Here is an 18,492-nt window from a genome sequence, read left to right on the forward strand (position 1 = left end):
AGGCCATCATGGAGTCTCGACCAACTCGAAGGTCAAGCCGCCTTCGCACGCGCCTCGGCGTCGGACAGGGCGGGATCCTCGGTGATCTCGGGGGCGGCGACAGTCAGTTCCTCCGGATCCTCGGGGACCGGTGCGGCCTGCGTCGTCGCCTCCTTGCCGCGGCCCAGGACGATCGCGGCGACCAAGGCCACGACCAGGCACGTGATTGCGCCGAGCATCAGTCCGGCTCGGCCGCCCCATTCCTGACTCACCCATCCGGCGATCGGACCACCGATGGCGGTGGAGCCCTGGAAGGCGGTGGCCCACAGCGCCATGACTCGGCCGCGCATCTGCGGTTCGGCCTCGAGCTGCAGGGTGCTGTTGGTGGTGGAGTTGAAGGCGATGCTGACGGCGCCGACGATCATGAGCGCGACCAGCACCAGCGCCAGGTTCGGGGCCGCGGCCGCCGCGACCATCGAGAAACCGAAGGCTGCGGCCGCGACGATCAACACGCGGGTACCGGTGCGGCCCCACGTCGCGACCAGCAGGCCGCCGCACACCGCGCCGATTCCCATCGCCGCGGTCATGAACCCGTACGCCTCGGATCCGGCGCCGAACGTCTGATCGGCCACGATCGGGAGAACGACCTGGAACTCGAAAGCGAGGCAGCCGATGAACGCCATCATCAGCAGCGGAACCGCGAGATTGCGATTGCCCCGCACGTAGCGCAGGCCCTCGCGAAGCTGACCGCGGGCGCGTTCCATCGGCGGAGAGGGGTGCAGTTCGGAGACGTTCAGCCGCACGAGCGAGCTCACGACCGCGACGAAGCTGGCCGCGTTGAGCAGGAAACACAGCCCCAGCCCGCCTGCTGCGATGGTGACACCGGCAACGGCCGGCCCGATGATGCGCGACGCGCTGACCAGTGTCGACTGCAGACTGACGGCGTTGCGCAGATGCTCCGGGCCGACCATCTCGAGCAGGAACGACTGCCGCGCCGGGTTCTCGAAACAGTTGTTGAAGCCGAGTAGCAGCGCAAGCACGTACACGTGCCACAGCTGAACGGTTCCGGTGAGCGTGAGGACGCCGAGCACAAGGGCCTGGACGCCCATCATCGTCTGCAGCGCGATCATCAGCCGGCGCTTGTCGGTGCGGTCGGCGATGACGCCGCCGTACGGGCCGAGCAGCAGGACCGGCAGCGTCTGCAGCGCGACGACCAGTCCGATCGCGGTACCCGAGCCGGTGAGTTCGAGGACCAGCCACGACTGCGCGACGAGCTGCATCCAGGTGCCGATGAGCGAGACGGCCTGGCCGCTGATGAAGCGGCGGAAGTTGCGATTGGCCAGCGCCGCGAAAGTCTGGCGCCCCAGCTTGCCGGCCGCCGTCATGAGCGGGCCGCGGCCCGGGCCTGACACATCCGTTCGCCGAGCGCCTCGAGGGCCGGCAGGGCGTCGAGCAGGTCCTGGGTCTCCGTCTCGGGAAGCTGGCCGAGGTACTCGGCAAACAGCAGCGTCCGCTTGTCGCGCAACTCGGTGTGCAGGGCGATCCCCTCGGGAGTCGCAGACACGACGACGGCACGGCCGTCGTCGGGATGAGCGGAGCGCGACAACAGCCCCGCAGTCTCCATCTTGCCGATCATGCGCGAGAGCATCGTCGGGTTGAGGGTCTCGATCTCGGCCATCTCACTGGCCCGGATCGGGCCGCGCCGCACCGCCGTGGTGAGGATCGAGAACTGCGTCTTGGTCAGTTCACCGCCCGACGTCTGCCGATCGACCTGCCGCGAGATCCGGCCGAGCGCGACCCGCAGCCGCGACACCTCGTCCTCCTCGAAGAGGCTCGTCACATCCACCTCCCAGTTACTTGCTTATCGGCAAGCATACATTAGGTCGAGCTCGAGCTCCACCCGCCGCCGGCGCCATGCCGTGTCGCCTATAAAGTGCCGCAGTCACCAAAAAACCGTTCATGCGGTTTCATTACTCCAACTCACCATCGATTCAAGGAAGCTGATGACGAACTCCGTACCGCCGCCCGCCCCCGGCCAGCCCCAGAACCCCTACGGCCAGGCCCCCCAGGGCTACCCGGCTCCGCCTGCCCCTCCGGCACCGGCGAAGAAGAAGAAGTGGCCGTGGATCGTCGGGGCCGTCGTGGTGCTGTTCGTGATCATCGCCATCGCCGGCGGGGGCGGAGACAAGGACAAGGCGGACGAGGCAGCCCCGGCCGCGTCGAACAGCCAGCCGGCCGGCGGCGGTGCGCCCGCAGCAGCGCCCGCGGCAGCGCCCGCCAAGTCCGCGCCCGGCATCGGCGCCGAGGTCCGTGACGGCAAGTTCGGCTTCGTCGTCACCGGCATCGAGACCGGCGTAGCCACGGTCGGTGACAACCCCTACCTGCAGAAGGAAGCTCAGGGCCAGTTCGTCCTGGTGCACCTGAACGTGACGAACATTGCCGACAAGCCGCAGTCCTACTTCGCCTCCAATCAGAAGCTGATCGACGCTAAGGACCGCGAGTTCTCCACCGACGAGATGGCCGCGATCAATCTGAACGCCGAGACCGCGATCGGCGGTCAGATCAACCCGGGCATCACGCAGTCGACGACCATCGTCTTCGACATCCCGGCTGACGCGACCCCTAAGGAACTCGAGGTCCACGACTCCGCATTCTCGGGCGGCGAGACGATCTCGCTTACCCCGTAGTCACCCCGTCAACGCACGAAAGCGGCGGCCCGTCCTCGAATGCTCGAGGACGGGCCGCCGCTTCGTACCATTCCGATCAGGTCAGCTTGACGGCCTTGCCGATCGGCAGGACACGCTGCTGGTTGTCCACCCATTCGCGCATCACGACCATCTCCTCGCGGCGCTGCACCGAATCCCACGTGGCCATCTCGATATTGCCGACGAGGTTCTGGCTCTCCTTCACCACGCGTTCGCGTTTCGCCTGGACCACGCGGTCGCGGTAGCGCTTGACGGAAATCCGCAGGTCCTGGATAGCGTCGATCTCGCTCTTGGCGACCTCGAGTGGCCGGGACACGTCCTCGTCGAGTTCGGCGGGATCCTCGATGCCTGCCGTCACGAGGCGTTGCTTGAACAGGTGGATCCGGTAGATGTCGTTGTGGATGCGGCGAGCCACGTCGTCGAGCTTCTCGGGCGTGATCCGGATCGGCCCGACGTCGCCGCCGGCCCATCCGAGGAATGCCTTGAACAAGGCCACTTCGGTCGCGAGGTACACCAGGAGCGTGACCTCGGTGAGGACCTTCGGATCATCGGGGTGCGGCCGGGTCTTGACGCTGAGCAGCTCACCCTTGACGAGCACCTCGTGCTTCGGAAACACCCGATGCAGCAGGTCCAGGTAGACCCCGGGGCCTACCTTCTTGGCGCGGATGCGCTTGATCCCCTGCTCGTAGCGGGCCGTCCACTCGCCGCCGTCGTTCGGGATGTCGTACAGGAACACCCGAATGGGGTCCCCGTGCGAATAGTCGGACGCCTGATCGGCACCCTCGCCCTCCCCGCCGGCTACGGATGCCGGGGATTCGGGCTCGATCGACTGCGGATCGGAGTCCGGGGCGGCAGCCTTCGCCGCCTCGCTGTCACTGACGGTGGTCATGGTCAGTGCGCGGCCGCGAACGCCTCGGCGATCTCACGCGAGATACGCCCGCGGGTCGAGACGGCGAAACCGTTGCGGGACGCCCACTCGCGGATCTCCTGCGTGCTCGCGCCATCGGTTACAGAAATGGCCGCTGCGCGCGACTTCTGCCGACCGCCGACCTTGCTGGCATGCCGGATGTAGTAGTCCATCTTGCGATGGAACTCGGTAGCGTTCTTGTCGTTGAGGTCGATCGTGTACTCGACGCCATTGACCGCGAAGCTGATCGTTTCGCCGCCGACGTCGATGGGCTCACCATCAAGATCATCGATGAGCTCGACAATTACCTTCTGTGCCACGTGTCACTCCCGAGGTTCATCAACCAAGCTGCATCGGCAGCCTACGGGACAACCCCACACACAATCCGACGCGGATCACAGTTGCCACGTCGTGGACCGCCGAGCCGCTTCTCAGCGGACGTCGACGGCCACAGGCGGGTGGACCGGTCACGGCGCTGCCCGACCACGCGGTCACGGCACTCGCGGAAGTCTTCGAAGTTGCCGTAGAGCGCCTGCCGCAGCGCCGCCGGCGCTGTTCACCCATCCCACGCCCCTCCGGATCGGGTACGTCACCCGGCGGGCATGGTTGGTACCCGGGGCATCGCTTCCCATCGCAAGGAGGGTCGCGTGGACTTCCCGGAACCGTCGATATGGTCGCGCCCTACCCTTGCCGTGAAACCGAACCAAAAGGTTGATAAGTTTCAATCCGTCCATTCGGTTCAGTTCCACTGTCAGACAGGGAGTATCGAAATGCTGAGTGTCAACGATCTCTTCGCCGTCATCCTCAATCTGGGTCTGCGGGTCGGCTCCGCCGGGTTCCAGCTGAACACCTCCGTGGAGAACCCGGTCTAAGGTTCGGACTTCGGATTCACGCACTGGGCCCCCGGCGAGATCGCCGGGGGCCCAGTCGTACCGAGCGGGTCAGTGCCGCCGCCTTCGTCTCAGCACAGCACGCAGCAGAAGCCGCGCGACACCCACACCGGCCGCGACGGCCAGCGCGGGGGCTCTCGACGCGCGAGTTCGACAGCAGGGTCGGACCTTTCGTGGACCGCCGCCTTGGTGCGCGCCGGCACGTCCACTCGGTGGGTGAGCTCCTCTCCCGCTTCAGCGAGTTCGGCGCGCTGTTCCGGTCATCGAACTTCGCGCGGGCGGTCCCCACCGCGGCCGGCGCCGGAGATCTCGGCGCCGATTCCCATCCGGGTGCCTTTCGTCTCCCGCGGGTCGGCTTCTCGGGGCCCCATCGCGTCAGCCATCGTCACTTCCCTTCTCTTCTGCTGTCGATGGCGTGGAATGGGACAGGCGCAGACGGCGACCGTCCTCGACGTCCCGGGTGCGCTTCTTCTCGCGCTTCTCGATGTCACGCGTATCTCGGGGCGGCAACTGGATGGACTTCTCCGCGGGCAGCCCCGCCTGCAGTTCCCGGCCCCGCTCGAGTTCTGCATCGAATTCGGCCCCGAAGAGCAGTGCCAGGTTGGTGATCCACAGCCACAGCAGGAACACCACCGCGCCGGCCAGGGAGCCGTAGGTCTTGTTGTAGCTCGCGAAATTCGAGACGTAGACCGCGAACAGCGCCGACGCGCCGATCCAGACGACGATCGCGATCGCTGCGCCAGGGCTGATCCAGCGGAACTTCGGCTGGGACACGTTCGGCGTCACGTAGTACAGCACCGCCACGAGCACGCCGACCACGAGGAGCAGAACCGGCCACTTCGCGATGTTCCAGGCCGTGACGGCGGCCCCACCCAAACCCAGAACATCGCCGACGGAATGCGCGACCGGACCACTGATCACCAGCATCAGCCCCGATGCGCCGACCGCCACGAGGCAGAACGCGGTCACCACGAACATCAGGGGGCGAAGCTTCCAGATCGGCCGACCCTCTTCGATCTCGTAGATCCGGTTCATCGCACGGGCGAACGCGCCCACGTAGCCGGAGGCCGACCACAGAGCACCGAGCACACCGATGACCAGCGCGATCCCCGCGGACGGTGCAGCGACGAGCTGCTCCACCGGTTCACGCAGCGTGTCCACGGCATTGGTGGGGCCGAGCTGCCCGACCATCTCCATCACCGCATCCACCGTGCGCTGTCCCTGCCCGAAGACTCCGAGCAGTGAGACGATCACGAGCAGCGCGGGAAACAGCGCCAGAACGGCGTAGTAGGTGAGGGCCGCGGCGAGATCTGTGCATTGATCGCTGCCGAACTCCCGCGCCGTCTTGCGGAGCACGTAGATCCAGGAGCGCTTGGTGAGATCGCCCGGCGAATCGGGCTCGACCGCCTCGTCTGCGCCGGGCTCCCCTCGGCGCGCGGCGTGTAGATCGTCGCGAGCTGTCATCTTCGGGAGTTACCCGGTGTCCCCGATGTGTAAACAGACCGCCACTACGCCACCGCCGTAGAAACCGGCATCGTACGAGGCGGTCCACCGAAGATCAAGCGACGCAAAGTGAATCGGTGCAGGTCCGGATCGTACGGGCGGTACGCCAGGTAGGCACCGAGGTGGGTGAACCAGTGCAGCCGCAGGAGCCGGCGATGCTGAGGCGTCATGGCGCCGTGCCGCTCGAGGGTCCTGATCCCAGCCCGCACGTAGTGTGAGAACTCGCTGGGCGGGGTCAGTGCCCGGCGCGGCGAGACGTCCGCGCGCATCTGCGACAGCTGGGCGATCTCGGCGCCCGCGGCGCAGATGCACAGGGCCAGATCGGCGTCCTCGTGCACACCGAGATCGACGCTCGTCGCCGACTTCACTCGCTCCCACGTCGTTCGACGCAGAGCCATGTTGGCACCGTGCAGATTCCGTATCCGTTGTTCGTTACCGAGCACGCCCTTCGACACCAGTCGGCGCATGTACCAGCCCTTGAGGCTGCGATAGGGCGAGTCGTACGAATTACTCAGCCCGGTCACGGCGCCCACCGACTCGGTGTCGGTACGCCCGAAGAAGTCCAGGACGGTCCGCGCCCACCCTTCACCGACGCGGGTATCTGCGTCGATGCGTCCGAGGATGTCGCCGCTGGCAGCGTCGAAGCCGGTGTTGCGGGCATGTACTGCGCCGGGAGTGCGCTCGCGGACCAACCTGACGGCCGGGTGGGAGGCAGCTATTCGCTCGACGATCTCGACGGTGCGATCGGTGGAATTGTTGTCGACGACCAGGATCTCGTGGAGGAGTTCCTCCTCCCTCAGCAGCGCCTCCAGGCATACGCCGATGTAGTTCTCCTCGTTGAAGGTGGGCACGATGACCGACAGCGAATGTGCAGACGTCATACTTCCCGTATACCGGACCTGCCGAGGCCCTGCATGGCAACTCCTCGACGCTCGACCGGGTCTCGGAAGCCCCGCCGCACTCAGTCGACGCCGGGCCGGGGAATCAGCCAGGCGCGTGCCTCAGAGCAGGTGGGCCAACGGACTGCGATCGAGTTCGTTGCGCAATGCGTCGACGTCATCGCAGCAGTGATCGGCGCCCGCGTCGACCAGTTCCCCGCGCGAGATCCCTCCGCTCAGGACGCCGACGGTGGGCACTCCCAGTGCCCGGCAGGCACGCATGTCCCACACGCTGTCGCCCACGAACACGGCTCTGCCCGTGTCTGTTCCGGCGCGGTCGAGCGCGATCTGCACGATCGTGGGATCGGGCTTCGCGGTGTCGACGTCCTCGCCGCTCGTCACCGCGTACAGTACGGATTCACTGTCGAGAAGACGGCGCAGGATGGCCAGTTCGTCGGCCGGCGCGGACGTGGCCAACACCACTCGCAACCCGGCCTCGTGCAACTGCGCGAGGATCTCCCGGGCGCCCGGCAGCAGCCGCAACTGATCGGCGTCGTCTTTGTAGAAGCGTGAGTGCAGTTCGTCCACACGGTCCGCAGTCGCGTCCTCGATCCCCGGGCACACGTCGCGGATCAAGGTGGACCCGTCCATGCCGATCGCACGATGGATCCGCCATGTCGGCACCGTCAGACCCGTCTCCGTGAACGCGCGGTGCCACGCGTCGGCATGTAGGTAATTCGAGTCGACCAGGGTGCCGTCGATGTCGAACAGCACCGCAGCGTGGATTTCGGACACCTGGATTCACGCCCCTCACGTCTGTCTGTCGCGTGCGCCTCTCGTCCTCTCAGGCTAACGGGATCGGGCCGCCCCCGCGCGCCGCAGTCGCGTCTCGCACTGCCACCTCAGACCTATTGGACATGGGCGCGCACTCCGTGCACCCCGAACAGAATGAGTAGCTCGACGGCGCCGCCGTCGGCGCTGCCGAGCCAGTGTGGGTGGGCGGTGTCGAATTCGGCTGCCTCGCCGGCCGGCAGCGTCAGATCGCGGTCACCGCGCCGACATTCTTCGTGAACTGATCGACGGCGCGGCAGGGCGCTGAAAACCGTTCTACGGCAGGGTGGTCAGTCGGCGGCCATCCCCGCCTTCGCGTACTCGACGTCCTCGTCCGGCTGCGCGCCACTGACGCCGATCCCGCCCACGACCTCGCCGTCGACCACCACCGGCAGGCCGCCGGGCAGCGTCGTCAGCGACTGCGCGGCCTGACCGTCGATCAGTTCGACGAGCGCGGGGTGCGCGTCGGCCAGGCCCGAATAGGCGGTGGTGGGGATGCCGATCAGCGCGGAGGTGGCGGCCTTGGCCCGCGCCACACCGGCGGTGAACCATGCGGCGCCGTCGTCGCGGATCACCAGCACGTCGTGACCGCGGGTGTCCACGACTGCCACACTCACCCGGTTGCCACCCTGCCGAGCCGCCGCGATCGCCGCGTCGGCGGCGCGCCGTGCAGTCACCAGATCGAGCCGTGCCTGCTTGCCTGCCATCCAACGTCCTCCCACTGTCGGTCTCGTCGAGCCTCGATCAAACACGACACCCGCCGAACCCCCATCCGGCGGGCAGGATTCGACGGGCGTCGGTGCCGTCAGCCGAGGGCGGGCAATTCGACGCCGGCCAGATCCGCCTGGATCTGCAGCGCCAGGTACTTGCTGTAGTTGCGGACCAACATGAAGTTTCCGCCGTTGATCCAGAACCGGTCGTGTCCGGACCGTCGCCACACCGACCGCAGTTCGCCCTCGTCGTCGAGACCCCAGACGGGTCCGCAGGCGTCTGCGACCGTGTCGCCGAGGACCCGACGGGCGGTATCGAGGATGCCGCGGAACCCGGTGGCGCACACGATGGTGTCGGCCGGGACGTGTGTGCCGTCCGACATGACCAACCCGTCGGCGACCAAGCGGTCGATCGATCCCGAAACGAGCCCGATCCGGCCGTCCACGATCATCGGCGAGGCCCCGACGTCGATGTAGTACCCGCCGTTGCGGGTGAGGAACAGCATCATCACGCCGGTCCCGTCCGGGCCGCTGTCGTGGGTGAATCCACTTGCGGTGAGCCCGTCGAGCAGGTCGCGATCGTGATCGGCCAGAAGGCCCACCCCCATCCGCAACCCGGCGACGAACTGCGGATCCAACCGGGCGGTGGAGGCGTCGAGCAGGTCCGCGACCTCGGTCGAGGTGTGCTCGCTGTAGCGGCGGCGCGCCTGATTCGACAGCGCCTGTCCGCTGACGACGTGGGTGGGGCCGCGCTGGACCAGCGTGACATCCCCGCCGGATTCGTGGAGGTCCTGGGCGATGTCGTGTCCGCTGTTGCCGGTGCCGATCACCACCGTGCGGGTGCCGCGGCGCCCGGGACCGGTCCGGTAGTCGCTCGAGTGCAGCAGTTCTCCGGCGAAGTCCTCGGCGCCCGCGATCGTCGGCATCACCGGTTCGGTGCCGCTGAGGCCGGTTGCCAGCACCAGATGCTGCGGGCGCAGGGTGCGACGTGTTCCGTCACGGTCCACCACGACGGTCCACCGCCGCGAATCCGGATCGAACGTTGACTCCACGATCTCCGAGCGGTTCCAGACATTGAGTTCCATTGCTCGGGAGTATATTTCGAGCCAATCGCCCATCTTATCCTTGGGCGTGAACACCGGCCAGTTCGACGGGAACGGCATGAACGGCAGGTGATTGGACCAGACGGCGTCGTGCAGCACCAACGAGTCGTATCGGCCGCGCCAGTTGTCCCCGACCCGATCCGCCCGGTCGACCAGCAGCGTCCGGACCCCGAGCACGCCGAGTTGCGCCGCCAGGGCGAGACCCGAATGTCCGGCGCCGACGACGAGCACGTCGGGATCAGCATCCAGGCAATCCAATTCGCGCTCGCGTCGCGCCGACCAGTACTCGATTCCAGCCGCGGGCATCTCGGTACCCTCGCGGCGCAGCGGACCGACCGCCGGTTCGTGTCCGGCGAGCGAATCGAGCGCGGTGAGCAGGTTCCGGGCACGCCAGGTTCCGTCGTCGGAGACGAGGCGAGCGACGCCGCGCACATGCCCGAGTCGCATCGTGAACCGGAACACCACTTGGATCGACCCCGGCCCCGCGCCGCCGGGGACCAGCACGGGCGGCGCCGCCGGATCGAGGTGCTCGTCCCGTACGCCCTGGGCGAGTGCGGCGTCGAGCAGTTCGGCGGTCCGGTCGCTGCCGTGCAGGCTGCGCAGATCACCGGTGAAGGCGAGCAGGTCACGCCACCACAGGTCCTGATGCAACAGATCCTCGGCACCCGCAGCCGTGCGGAGTAGCTCGGCGAAGCCCGTCAGCCACCGCTGCGCCACGTCCGCGACGACATCCGCATCGAGCGAGGAGACGTCCAATTGTGTTGTCATTCCTTCTCCTTCGTATGCATTCAGCGGGTGGTGAACCCGGCGTCGACCTTGAGTTCGGTGCCGGTCACGTAGCGGGCCTCGTCCGATGCCAGGAACAGCACCGCGTGGGAGACGTCGACCGGATCCACCCACGGGACGGGAATCGCATTGGCGCCCGCGAACAACGGGGCCACCTGCTCCTTGGTCGGGTGTTCGACACCCGGCAGGAACAGACCGAAGCAGCGGTCGTTGATGATCATGTCGGTGTCCGTCGCCCCCGGATGAACGGTGTTGACCCGGATCCGATGCCCTCCGAGTTCACCTACGAGCGTGCGCATCAGCCCGACGACGGCATGCTTGCTGGCCCCGTAGGCGGCGGTTTTGGCGGCGCCCTTGAGGCCGGCGGTGGAACTGGTGATGACGATCGAACCACCGTCGCCCTGCTCGATCAGGTGCGGGATGGCCGCCTTGCACGTATGCCAGACGCCCTTGAGGTTGACGTCGAGGACGTCGTCCCACTCCGCCTCGGAGATCCGGTGCGCCGGCTCCCCGCTGATGAAGATGCCGGCGTTCGCCACGACGACGTCGATGCGGCCGAGTTCTGCGACACCGCGGTCGACGACGGCGCGCACGGCATCGAAGTCACGGACATCGGCTTTGTCGGCGACGATCCGACGTCCGAGGGCTTCGACCCCGCGCACCGTCTCGGCCAGATCCTCCGCGGTGGCAGGCGGATAGAACGGCGTGACGGTGTCGATGCCGTCCGCGATGTCCAGGGCGATGATGTCGGCGCCCTCCTCCGCGAGCCGGAGCGCGTGACTGCGCCCCTGCCCTCGCGCCGCCCCGGTGACGAACGCGACCTTCCCAGCAACTCGTCCTGACATGTCGTCCCTTCCACAAAACCGGCAATTCGGTCGGAAAGTAACGTCGATCACATCTGCGGCAAGGTAACGGTCCCGCTCACCGGGAATTCCTGTGCCGTGGATCACATATTCGCCGGAGGCGCGCCCGGAGGGGGTGAAGTTGACGCCCTACGCGGGACCGTCAACGGGCTCAAATCACCCAGTCCTTCACCAGGTTTCGACGCGACAAAGCGCGGCCGCAACCGCTAGCTTCATCTCGCAGCCTGCCGTGTTCGGGAAACGGTCAACCGTTTGAATTCGGTATTCCTTGCAGTCCAACCACTTTCACCCAAGGGGTAATCATGGGATCTCTCTCTGCGCTCGACCTGTTCAGCTTCGCTCTCGGCAGCCTCGTCGACATCTTCGTCAGCGACAGCGGCTCCGCCAGCGAGCTCGAAATCTTCGCCGGCCTGAGCTGATCAAGGAACAGAAAAGCCCCCCACTTGCATGCAAGTGGGGGGCTTTTTGGCGGTGGCGGAGGGATTTGAACCCTCGGTACGGGGTTACCGTACACAACATTTCGAGTGTTGCACCTTCGGCCGCTCGGACACGCCACCGCCGAGAACTGTACCGGAGCCGAGGCTCAGCATGAAATCGGCTGGTCAGAGTTACTTTCCGGTGAGTTTGTCCTTGACTGTGGAGGCGGCGTCCTTGATCTTTTCGCCCGCGTCCTTGACGGCGGACTCAGCCTGGTCGCCCTTGCCCTCGTTCTTCAAGTCGTCGTCACCGGTCGCCTTGCCGGCGGTCTCCTTGGCCTTGCCGCCGAGGTCCTGAGCTTTGTTCTGCGCCTTGTCTGCGATTCCCATGAGCACTCCTCCGTGAATCTGCGTAGACCTTGCGGTCCCGGTGCCACACGAGCACCTACCTCCACCAGACCACGATTCGCCGAACCGTGCCGGGAAACTCGGGCCACCGAGCCGTCGATACCCGAGATCGAAGCAGGTCAGACGGCTATCGCTGGTCCCGAAAGAAGTTCTCGAGAATGCCCGCGCACTGGTCCTCGAGCACGCCGCCGCGCACCTCGGGCCGATGAGTCAGGCGCCGGTCACGGACCACGTCCCACAGTGAACCGACCGCGCCCGTCTTGGGCTCCCACGCCCCGAACACCACCCGCTTGACGCGCGCGAGCACCAGCGCGCCCGCGCACATCGTGCACGGCTCGAGCGTCACCGCCAGCGTCGCGCCCTCGAGACGCCAGCCGTCACCGTGAATCCGCGCCGCCTCGCGCAGCGCGAGGATCTCGGCGTGCGCCGTCGGGTCTGCCGTGGCCTCCCGGGCATTCGCGGCGCGCGCCAACTCCACTCCGTCCGCGTCGAACACGACCGCGCCCACCGGCACGTCCACTTCCGATGCGGCGGCGGCTGCGTCGAGGGCGGCGCGGATCATCCGCTCGTCGTCCTGAAGTGTCACCTGGAGCTACCCGACGAGTCGGTCAGCGCGACGAGAGCTTGTCGAGCTCCGCCGTCAGCTCCGACTCGAACCCGCAGCGCTGGGCGATCATCGCCAGCTGCTCGTCCGGATACAGGTCGGTCTCCGCGAGGATCACACCGAGCACCGCGTCGGGCAGGCCCAGGTCGGCCAGCACGCCGAGGTCGCCTTCCTCCCACGGCTCGACGTCGTCGAGCTCGTCCGGATCGATGTCCGGAATCTCGACGTTGAGCGTGTCGAGCACGTCGGCGGCGACGTCGTAGTCGATGGCCGCGGTGGCGTCGGAAATCAGCAGCCGGGTGCCCGTCGGCGCGGGGCGGACGATGACGAAGAACTCCTCGTCGACGTCGAGCAGACCGAACACTGCACCCGAGCTGCGGAGCTCGAGCAGTTCCTTCTCCGCGGCGCGCAGACTGGTGAGCGCATCACCCGTCAGAGGGGTGCACTTCCAGCGACCTTCCTCACGGACGACGGCGATACCGAAGCCGTCCAGATCCTCCATCGAACCTGCGGAGGCGCTGTTGTTGTTCGCGCGCTGTGCACCCATGCGCGCAACGGTAGCCCGCGCGGTGCCACTAACAGAAGTCCAACGATGAATGTGCCAACCTGATGTGGTGTCTGATGCCGTCTCCGCGCCCCCCGTCTGCATTCTCGGCCTGGGTCTGATCGGTGGATCGCTGCTCCGCGCCGCAGTCGCCGCAGGCCGCGACGGCTGGGGCTGGAACCGCTCGACGCCCACCGTCGATGCCGCCCGCGCCGACGGCTTCGACGCCGACACCGACCTGGCCACGGTCCTGCGACGCGCCGCCGACGCCCGGGCACTGATCGTGGTCGCGGTGCCGATGCCGGCCGTCGACGCGGCGCTCGCGGCCATCGCCGAGCACGCCCCCGACTGCCCGATCACCGACGTGGTCAGCGTCAAGGCCGAGGTGGCCGCTGCCGTCGCCCGGCACGGCCTGCAGGACCGGTTCGTGGGCGGGCATCCGATGGCCGGGACGTCGGAGTCCGGGTGGGAGGCCGGCGACCCCGAACTGTTCCGCGACGCGGTGTGGGTGGTGAGCGCCGACGACGGCGTCGACCCGTCGATCTGGTCGCAGGTGGCGCGGCTGGCGCTGGACTGCGGGTCGGTGGTGGTGCCGGCAGAGTCCCGCGAACACGACGCCGCCGTCGCGCGCATCTCGCATCTGCCGCACGTGCTCGCCGAGGCGCTCGCGCTGTCCGGCGCGGCCGGCGGTGATCTGGCGCTGGGTCTGGCTGCCGGGTCGTTCCGCGACGGCACCCGCGTCGCCGGCAGCGCACCGGGCCTGGTGCGGGCGATGTGCGAGGGCAATCGGAGCGCGCTGTTGACCGCGCTCGACGAGACCCTCGATGTCCTGAACCGGGCCCGTGCCGAGCTGGCGGACAGGGGCACACTCGCCGAGCTGGTCGAGAGCGGCCACGGCGCGCGTCTGCGCTACGAGAACCGCGAACGTTGGACCATCACCGGTATCGAACCGGGCACCACCGAGGACTGGCGCGAGCGGATGCGCGACGCCGGACGACGCGGCGGGGTGCTGCGGCCGTGAGCACGCCGACGCTGCGGGACGTCGCCCAGCTCCTCGCCAAGAAGGAGATGACCGCCACCGAACACGTGCGCGCGACCCTCGACGCGCTCGACGGGCTGCTCGGGACACCGTGGGCGAACCTGGTGGCCGCGCGCGACGACACCGCGGCACTCGAGGCCGCGGCCCGCGCGGACGCCGCCATCGCGGCCGGCGACTGGATCGGACCGCTGCACGGGATCGCGGTCGCGGTGAAGGACAACATCGACGTCGCCGGGATGCCGACCCGTTGCGGCAGCGCGGTGCTCGCCGCCGCCCCGCCGGCCGTCGCCGACGCCCGGATCGTCGCGAAGCTGCGGGAGGCCGGCGCGATCGTCGTCGCCAAGTCGCATCTGCACGAGTTCGCGTACGGCCCGACGGGTGCGGTCAATGCGTCCGGTCCGGCCGCGCACCCGCACGATCCGACGCTCATCCCCGGCGGATCCTCCTCGGGGTCGGCGGCCCTGGTCGCGAAGGGCGTCGTCCCACTCGCGCTGGGCACCGACACCGGTTGCAGCACACGCACTCCCGCTTCCTTGTGCGGCGTCGTCGGAATGAAGCCGACCTTCGGCGCGCTACCGACGTCAGGGGTGTTCCCGCTGTCGACGACGTTCGATCACATGGGCCTGCTGGCGCCCGACGTCCTGGACGTCTCGCTGGCGTGGGGCGCGATCCCCGGCATCGCGCATGTCCGGACCCCGGTCGCGGGTCTGCGGGTGGGCCGGTTGCGGGGCGCGAACTGGGACGTCGACGATCCGGCGATCGCGGCCGCCGTAGACGCTGCCTGCCGGGCCCTGTCCGACGCGGGCGCCGAGGTGCTCGACGTCGAACTCCCGGAGACCGAACAGTTCCTCGCCGCCTATCCGGTGATCACCGGGTCGGAGGCGTACGAGACGCACCGGCAGTGGTTCGAGTCGACTCCCGAGCTGTATCAGCCGGCCACCGCCGCACTGCTGGCCGCCCAGAAGCACCGACCCGCCGTCGAGTACATCAACGCCGTCCGCACCGTCGAACGCTTACGCCGTCAAGCACTTTCGCGTCTACGTAGCGACCTGGGCCTGGACGCGCTCATCACCGCGACCACTCCCCTGCGCGCCGTCACGCAGCTCGACGCGCTCTCCCCGGATCCGACGCTGGCCCGAACCCCGTTGCTGCGCATGTGCATTCCGTTCAACGCGCTGGGTGTCCCGGCGATCTCGGTGCCGGCGCCCGGCGTGGTGGGCGATCCGATCGGCATCCAGGTGGTCGGCCTGCCGACCACCGCCGGCGGCCACGGATCGCACCCGGCCGAGTCGACTGCCCTCGCCTGCGCGCTCACGGTGGGCTGAGGGCTCGACCGAGCGCACGTCCGCTTCGGATCAGCGGTCTCGATGGGAACCGCCGCAACAGACGTCTCGCTCGCCTCTCGGGTCGACAAGTGGTCCGGGAAGTCACGCTGAATCCTTCTCGAGAAGGCTGACGCCCAGGTGAGACTTTTGTGGCCAATGGTCACTTATGCCCCCGCCCAGGTGTGCATACTGTTCGATCGAACGGCCCTGGACATGAAGGAGCGGGCGTGGACAGACTTCCCGAGCTCACCCAACTGCTGAAGACGGCGATGAGCAGCCGCGCCGACAACATCACCGAACTCGCCGAGCTCACCGGGCACACCCACCAGGACACGGAAACCGATGTCGCACACCTGGAAACACTGGGCTTCCTCAGCATCACCAACGGGACCATCACCTACCGTCGGCCCGACGTGACGGTGGCCGACCTCTCCCGGAACATCCTCACCGGACTGGCCCGTGATCTGGACGACACCGTTGCCCGAACCGAGGGTGTACTCGGCACGCTTCCCGGACTGCTCCAGGCTTGGGCGCAGGGCAACTCCGACGAGCAGAGCCTTGCGATCGACGTGCTGCACGGCCCGTGGGCACCTGCGGACATGTGGCGACTTCAGTTGTCCCGCATCGTACCCAGCGTCTCCGACGTCTGCATGCCCGACACCAGCGCCCTGTTCACCGTGCAACCCGAGTATCAGGCGTCGTTCTGGGCTCAGCGTGCCGGTCAGAAGATCGACGTCCGGCTCATCATGAGCATCACCGACGCCACCAACCCCGCGAGCCGGGAACGGGTGCGGGGCGAACTCGATGCGGGGGTGCAGATCCGGATGCACCCCAAGGCGCCCAGCTTCTTCTGGATCACCGATCACGACACCGTCGGCATCCCCCTCGAATGGGGACAGTCGTGGCCCACCAGCATCATGGCGATCCAGTCTCCGGCTCTCGCCGCGATCCTCACCTGGATCTACGACCGTGTCTGGGACGAGGCCGTGCCCGTGAACGGGCAGGAGCACCCGTGGGAGAGCATGCTCGAACTCATGAGCGCGGGCATGACCATGGATTCGGCCTCGCACGCCCTGGGCCTGACCGCCAGAACAGGACGCCGGCGCGTCGCCGACGCGATGGACCACTACGGCGCGTCCAGCCAGTTCTCCCTCGCAGCGGCCTGGGCCGGCCGGCGGCGATGAAACGCCGGTATCAGATCCGTTCGGCCAGCCCCGGGTAGTCCAGGACGAAGCCGCCCTCGTCGACCTTGATGGACGACGACGACACCGGCGACAGCACGTGGATGCCGTCGGCGCCGCTGCTGTAGGTGAGCGACGCCTCTTGCACAGCGAGGTCAGGCAGGTTGACGTACACGACGGGCACCTGCAAGTCCTCGGACGCGTGCTGCAGGCCGAAGCGGCGGATCGGCAGGGTGTTGAAGAACGGGCTCAACACGACGTCGACGTCCTTCGCACCGGCGAAACCGGACCGTAGGTGCGTGGTGCCGGTCTCGACCATCCAGACGCCCTCCTCGTCGCGGCTGATCGACATGTGACGCTCCCCCGTGGCCAGGGCGGTGTGCAGCGACAGCCGTCGGGTGACACCGTTCTCGTCGGTGACCAGGTCGTAGGACGCGCTGAAGGCGGGATGTTCGGGGCACGCACCGCCGACGATGCGACCCGTCGCCTTGATCCGGTTTCCGCTCACCTGCACCCGCACGGACTCCATGCGCGGGGCGGAGTGGGCACGCCACGTCAGAACGGCAGGCCAGGGCGACGCGGTGTTCGGAGTGCTCACGCTCTCTACGGTAAGGGACGAAGGCCGTCCAAGCGTGGACGGCCGGTGAGATTGGTTCCCCCGCGTCGTCATTCGGGCAATTCGACCTGCGCACGCTCGAGCACCGTGATGCGCCGAGAGAACACGATCAGAGCGCTCAGTCCGACCGCGACATTGATGAGCGCGCCGAACTCCTCCGCGACGAAGTTGAAGATCTCGGTCAGCAGGATCGTCACGAGGGCCGCGATCCGCAGCGCCCGCACGGGCCAGATGCGCCCGCTACGCAGTCGGGCAATCGCGACCCAGCACAGCACGAACGCAATCGCCGATCCGCACATCTGGCCCATCGTCGTGATGTCGGTGCCGGTACCGCCCTCGAGATCTTCGGCGAGGGTGACGACGGCGTTGACCGCTCCGGCGGTGGAGAACAGCGCGAGGACGATCGCCGCGACCCACAGCGCGCGGGTGCCGTCGAACACCCGCGACAGGCGCGTGCCGAGCCGGGTGCGGACGGCGTCGAGCCGTCCGGTCCGGCGGGGTGCGCACCGCGACAGCAGGTCCTCGACGCTGGCGATCGCCCCGGGGTCGACGCCCGCGGCGGCGGCCCGGTGCAACTGCCGCCGCGCCTCGGCGAGGCGATGCGGCGTGAGGCCGTGGATCAACCCGTCGGCGGCGGCGCCGGCGGCGTTGACGAGGTCTTCCGCGGTGGTCTGCTTGTGGACGTCGTGGATCCACCGGTTGACCAGCAGCAACGCCACGATCACGACGTACATGATCGCGACGGAGGGCTGGAAGAAGTAGTCGTTGGTCTTGGTGACGAACTTGCCGACCTCGTCGAGGAACAGGCCGAAACCGATGCCGCCGGCCACCACCGCAACGGCCCGGGGCAGGGACCCGAGGAACGAGAAGACCACCACGAGGGCCACGACCATGCCCAGCCCGCCCCACAACGCGTGCGCGATATGCAGCGTCGCGCCGCCGACCTGGGGGTAGCCCGTCGCGTGCAAATAAGCGCGGGTCACGAGAATCGTCAGGATCCCGATGACGACGAACGCCTCGACCAGCGCACCGGCCTGCGCGTCGCGCAACAGTCTCGGATTTCGGGCACCGGACGCTCGTTCGGCAGGCGTGGTGACTGTCGCCATGCGGCACAAACCCTTTCGGTCGTCGTCGACGGCCGGCGCCGACGACGTGGTCCGGAGACTCTTTACATTCCCTCACGGTGGCCGCAAGGTTGAGTGTG

At 67.8% G+C, this 18,492-nt stretch carries 19 protein-coding genes and 1 tRNA gene; 4 read left to right on the forward strand and 16 right to left on the reverse strand.

Annotated elements, in window-relative coordinates; all coding sequences use genetic code 11:
• Positions 1–32: 32 nt before the first annotated feature.
• Both C8K36_RS19560 and C8K36_RS19565 read right to left on the reverse strand, forming a co-directional pair.
• On the reverse strand, positions 33–1,364 hold the full coding sequence (locus C8K36_RS19560; protein ID WP_107986301.1) for an MFS transporter: 1,332 nt from the start codon (positions 1,362–1,364) through the stop codon (positions 33–35).
• Entirely contained in the window at positions 1,361–1,819 is a 459-nt protein-coding gene (locus tag C8K36_RS19565; RefSeq protein WP_107986302.1) for a MarR family winged helix-turn-helix transcriptional regulator, read from the reverse strand. Before C8K36_RS19565 ends, C8K36_RS19560 begins: the two co-directional genes overlap by 4 nt.
• 163 nt (positions 1,820–1,982) lie before the next feature.
• Here C8K36_RS19565 and C8K36_RS19570 point away from each other — a divergent pair, with 163 nt between their 5' ends.
• Entirely contained in the window at positions 1,983–2,666 is a 684-nt protein-coding gene (locus C8K36_RS19570; protein ID WP_107986192.1) for a DUF4352 domain-containing protein, read from the forward strand.
• A 76-nt stretch (positions 2,667–2,742) separates the two neighbouring features.
• On the opposite strand, the gene C8K36_RS19575 is transcribed toward C8K36_RS19570, so the two are convergent.
• The 12 genes from C8K36_RS19575 to C8K36_RS19640 form a co-directional block, all read right to left on the reverse strand.
• Positions 2,743–3,573, reverse strand: coding sequence for a hypothetical protein (locus tag C8K36_RS19575; protein ID WP_107986193.1), 831 nt, complete (start codon positions 3,571–3,573; stop codon positions 2,743–2,745).
• Between the two features lie 2 nt (positions 3,574–3,575).
• A complete protein-coding gene (locus C8K36_RS19580; RefSeq protein ID WP_107986194.1) occupies positions 3,576–3,911 on the reverse strand; it encodes a histone-like nucleoid-structuring protein Lsr2 in 336 nt (111 codons plus the stop codon).
• 945 nt (positions 3,912–4,856) lie between these two features.
• Positions 4,857–5,945, reverse strand: a complete 1,089-nt coding sequence (locus tag C8K36_RS19590) for a YihY/virulence factor BrkB family protein (protein ID WP_107986195.1) — start codon at positions 5,943–5,945, stop codon at positions 4,857–4,859.
• 44 nt (positions 5,946–5,989) lie between these two features.
• A complete protein-coding gene (locus tag C8K36_RS19595; protein WP_107986196.1) occupies positions 5,990–6,865 on the reverse strand; it encodes a glycosyltransferase in 876 nt (291 codons plus the stop codon).
• Between the two features lie 120 nt (positions 6,866–6,985).
• Positions 6,986–7,657 carry an HAD family hydrolase gene (locus C8K36_RS19600; protein ID WP_107986197.1) on the reverse strand — a complete coding sequence of 224 codons (672 nt, stop codon included), beginning with the start codon at positions 7,655–7,657 and terminating at the stop codon, positions 6,986–6,988.
• Between the two features lie 326 nt (positions 7,658–7,983).
• Positions 7,984–8,400 (reverse strand): heme-binding protein, encoded by a 417-nt coding sequence (locus C8K36_RS19610; RefSeq protein WP_107986198.1) that lies wholly within the window; start codon positions 8,398–8,400, stop codon positions 7,984–7,986.
• Between the two features lie 98 nt (positions 8,401–8,498).
• Positions 8,499–10,274 carry a flavin-containing monooxygenase gene (locus C8K36_RS19615; protein ID WP_107986199.1) on the reverse strand — a complete coding sequence of 592 codons (1,776 nt, stop codon included), beginning with the start codon at positions 10,272–10,274 and terminating at the stop codon, positions 8,499–8,501.
• 20 nt (positions 10,275–10,294) lie between these two features.
• Positions 10,295–11,137: a mycofactocin-coupled SDR family oxidoreductase gene (locus C8K36_RS19620; RefSeq protein WP_107986200.1), complete on the reverse strand. Its 843-nt coding sequence runs from the start codon at positions 11,135–11,137 to the stop codon at positions 10,295–10,297.
• Positions 11,138–11,621: 484 nt separating this feature from the next.
• Positions 11,622–11,712, reverse strand: a tRNA-Ser gene (locus tag C8K36_RS19625).
• 51 nt (positions 11,713–11,763) lie between these two features.
• Positions 11,764–11,961 (reverse strand): CsbD family protein, encoded by a 198-nt coding sequence (locus C8K36_RS19630; RefSeq protein ID WP_107986303.1) that lies wholly within the window; start codon positions 11,959–11,961, stop codon positions 11,764–11,766.
• Positions 11,962–12,106: 145 nt separating this feature from the next.
• Entirely contained in the window at positions 12,107–12,565 is a 459-nt protein-coding gene (locus C8K36_RS19635) for a nucleoside deaminase (protein ID WP_107986201.1), read from the reverse strand.
• Between the two features lie 22 nt (positions 12,566–12,587).
• A complete protein-coding gene (locus C8K36_RS19640; RefSeq protein ID WP_107986202.1) occupies positions 12,588–13,130 on the reverse strand; it encodes a tRNA adenosine deaminase-associated protein in 543 nt (180 codons plus the stop codon).
• Between the two features lie 49 nt (positions 13,131–13,179).
• Between C8K36_RS19640 and C8K36_RS19645 the strand changes: the two genes are divergently transcribed.
• The 3 genes from C8K36_RS19645 (at position 13,180) to C8K36_RS19655 (ending at position 16,675) form a co-directional block, all read left to right on the forward strand.
• Entirely contained in the window at positions 13,180–14,148 is a 969-nt protein-coding gene (locus C8K36_RS19645; RefSeq protein ID WP_107986203.1) for a prephenate dehydrogenase, read from the forward strand.
• The gene (locus C8K36_RS19650) at positions 14,145–15,491 is read left to right on the forward strand and encodes an amidase (RefSeq protein ID WP_107986204.1); all 1,347 of its coding nucleotides are present in this window, start codon (positions 14,145–14,147) and stop codon (positions 15,489–15,491) included. Before C8K36_RS19645 ends, C8K36_RS19650 begins: the two co-directional genes overlap by 4 nt.
• Positions 15,492–15,718: 227 nt before the next feature.
• The gene (locus tag C8K36_RS19655) at positions 15,719–16,675 is read left to right on the forward strand and encodes a hypothetical protein (protein ID WP_107986205.1); all 957 of its coding nucleotides are present in this window, start codon (positions 15,719–15,721) and stop codon (positions 16,673–16,675) included.
• Positions 16,676–16,685: 10 nt separating this feature from the next.
• Here C8K36_RS19655 and C8K36_RS19660 read toward each other — a convergent pair whose 3' ends face one another.
• Positions 16,686–17,270 (reverse strand): putative glycolipid-binding domain-containing protein, encoded by a 585-nt coding sequence (locus C8K36_RS19660; protein WP_420910910.1) that lies wholly within the window; start codon positions 17,268–17,270, stop codon positions 16,686–16,688.
• A 68-nt stretch (positions 17,271–17,338) separates the two neighbouring features.
• Positions 17,339–18,394 (reverse strand): hypothetical protein, encoded by a 1,056-nt coding sequence (locus C8K36_RS19665; protein ID WP_107986207.1) that lies wholly within the window; start codon positions 18,392–18,394, stop codon positions 17,339–17,341.
• Positions 18,395–18,492 lie beyond the last annotated feature (98 nt).

The organism is Rhodococcus sp. OK519 (assembly GCF_003051005.1).
Classification (GTDB): domain Bacteria; phylum Actinomycetota; class Actinomycetes; order Mycobacteriales; family Mycobacteriaceae; genus Prescottella.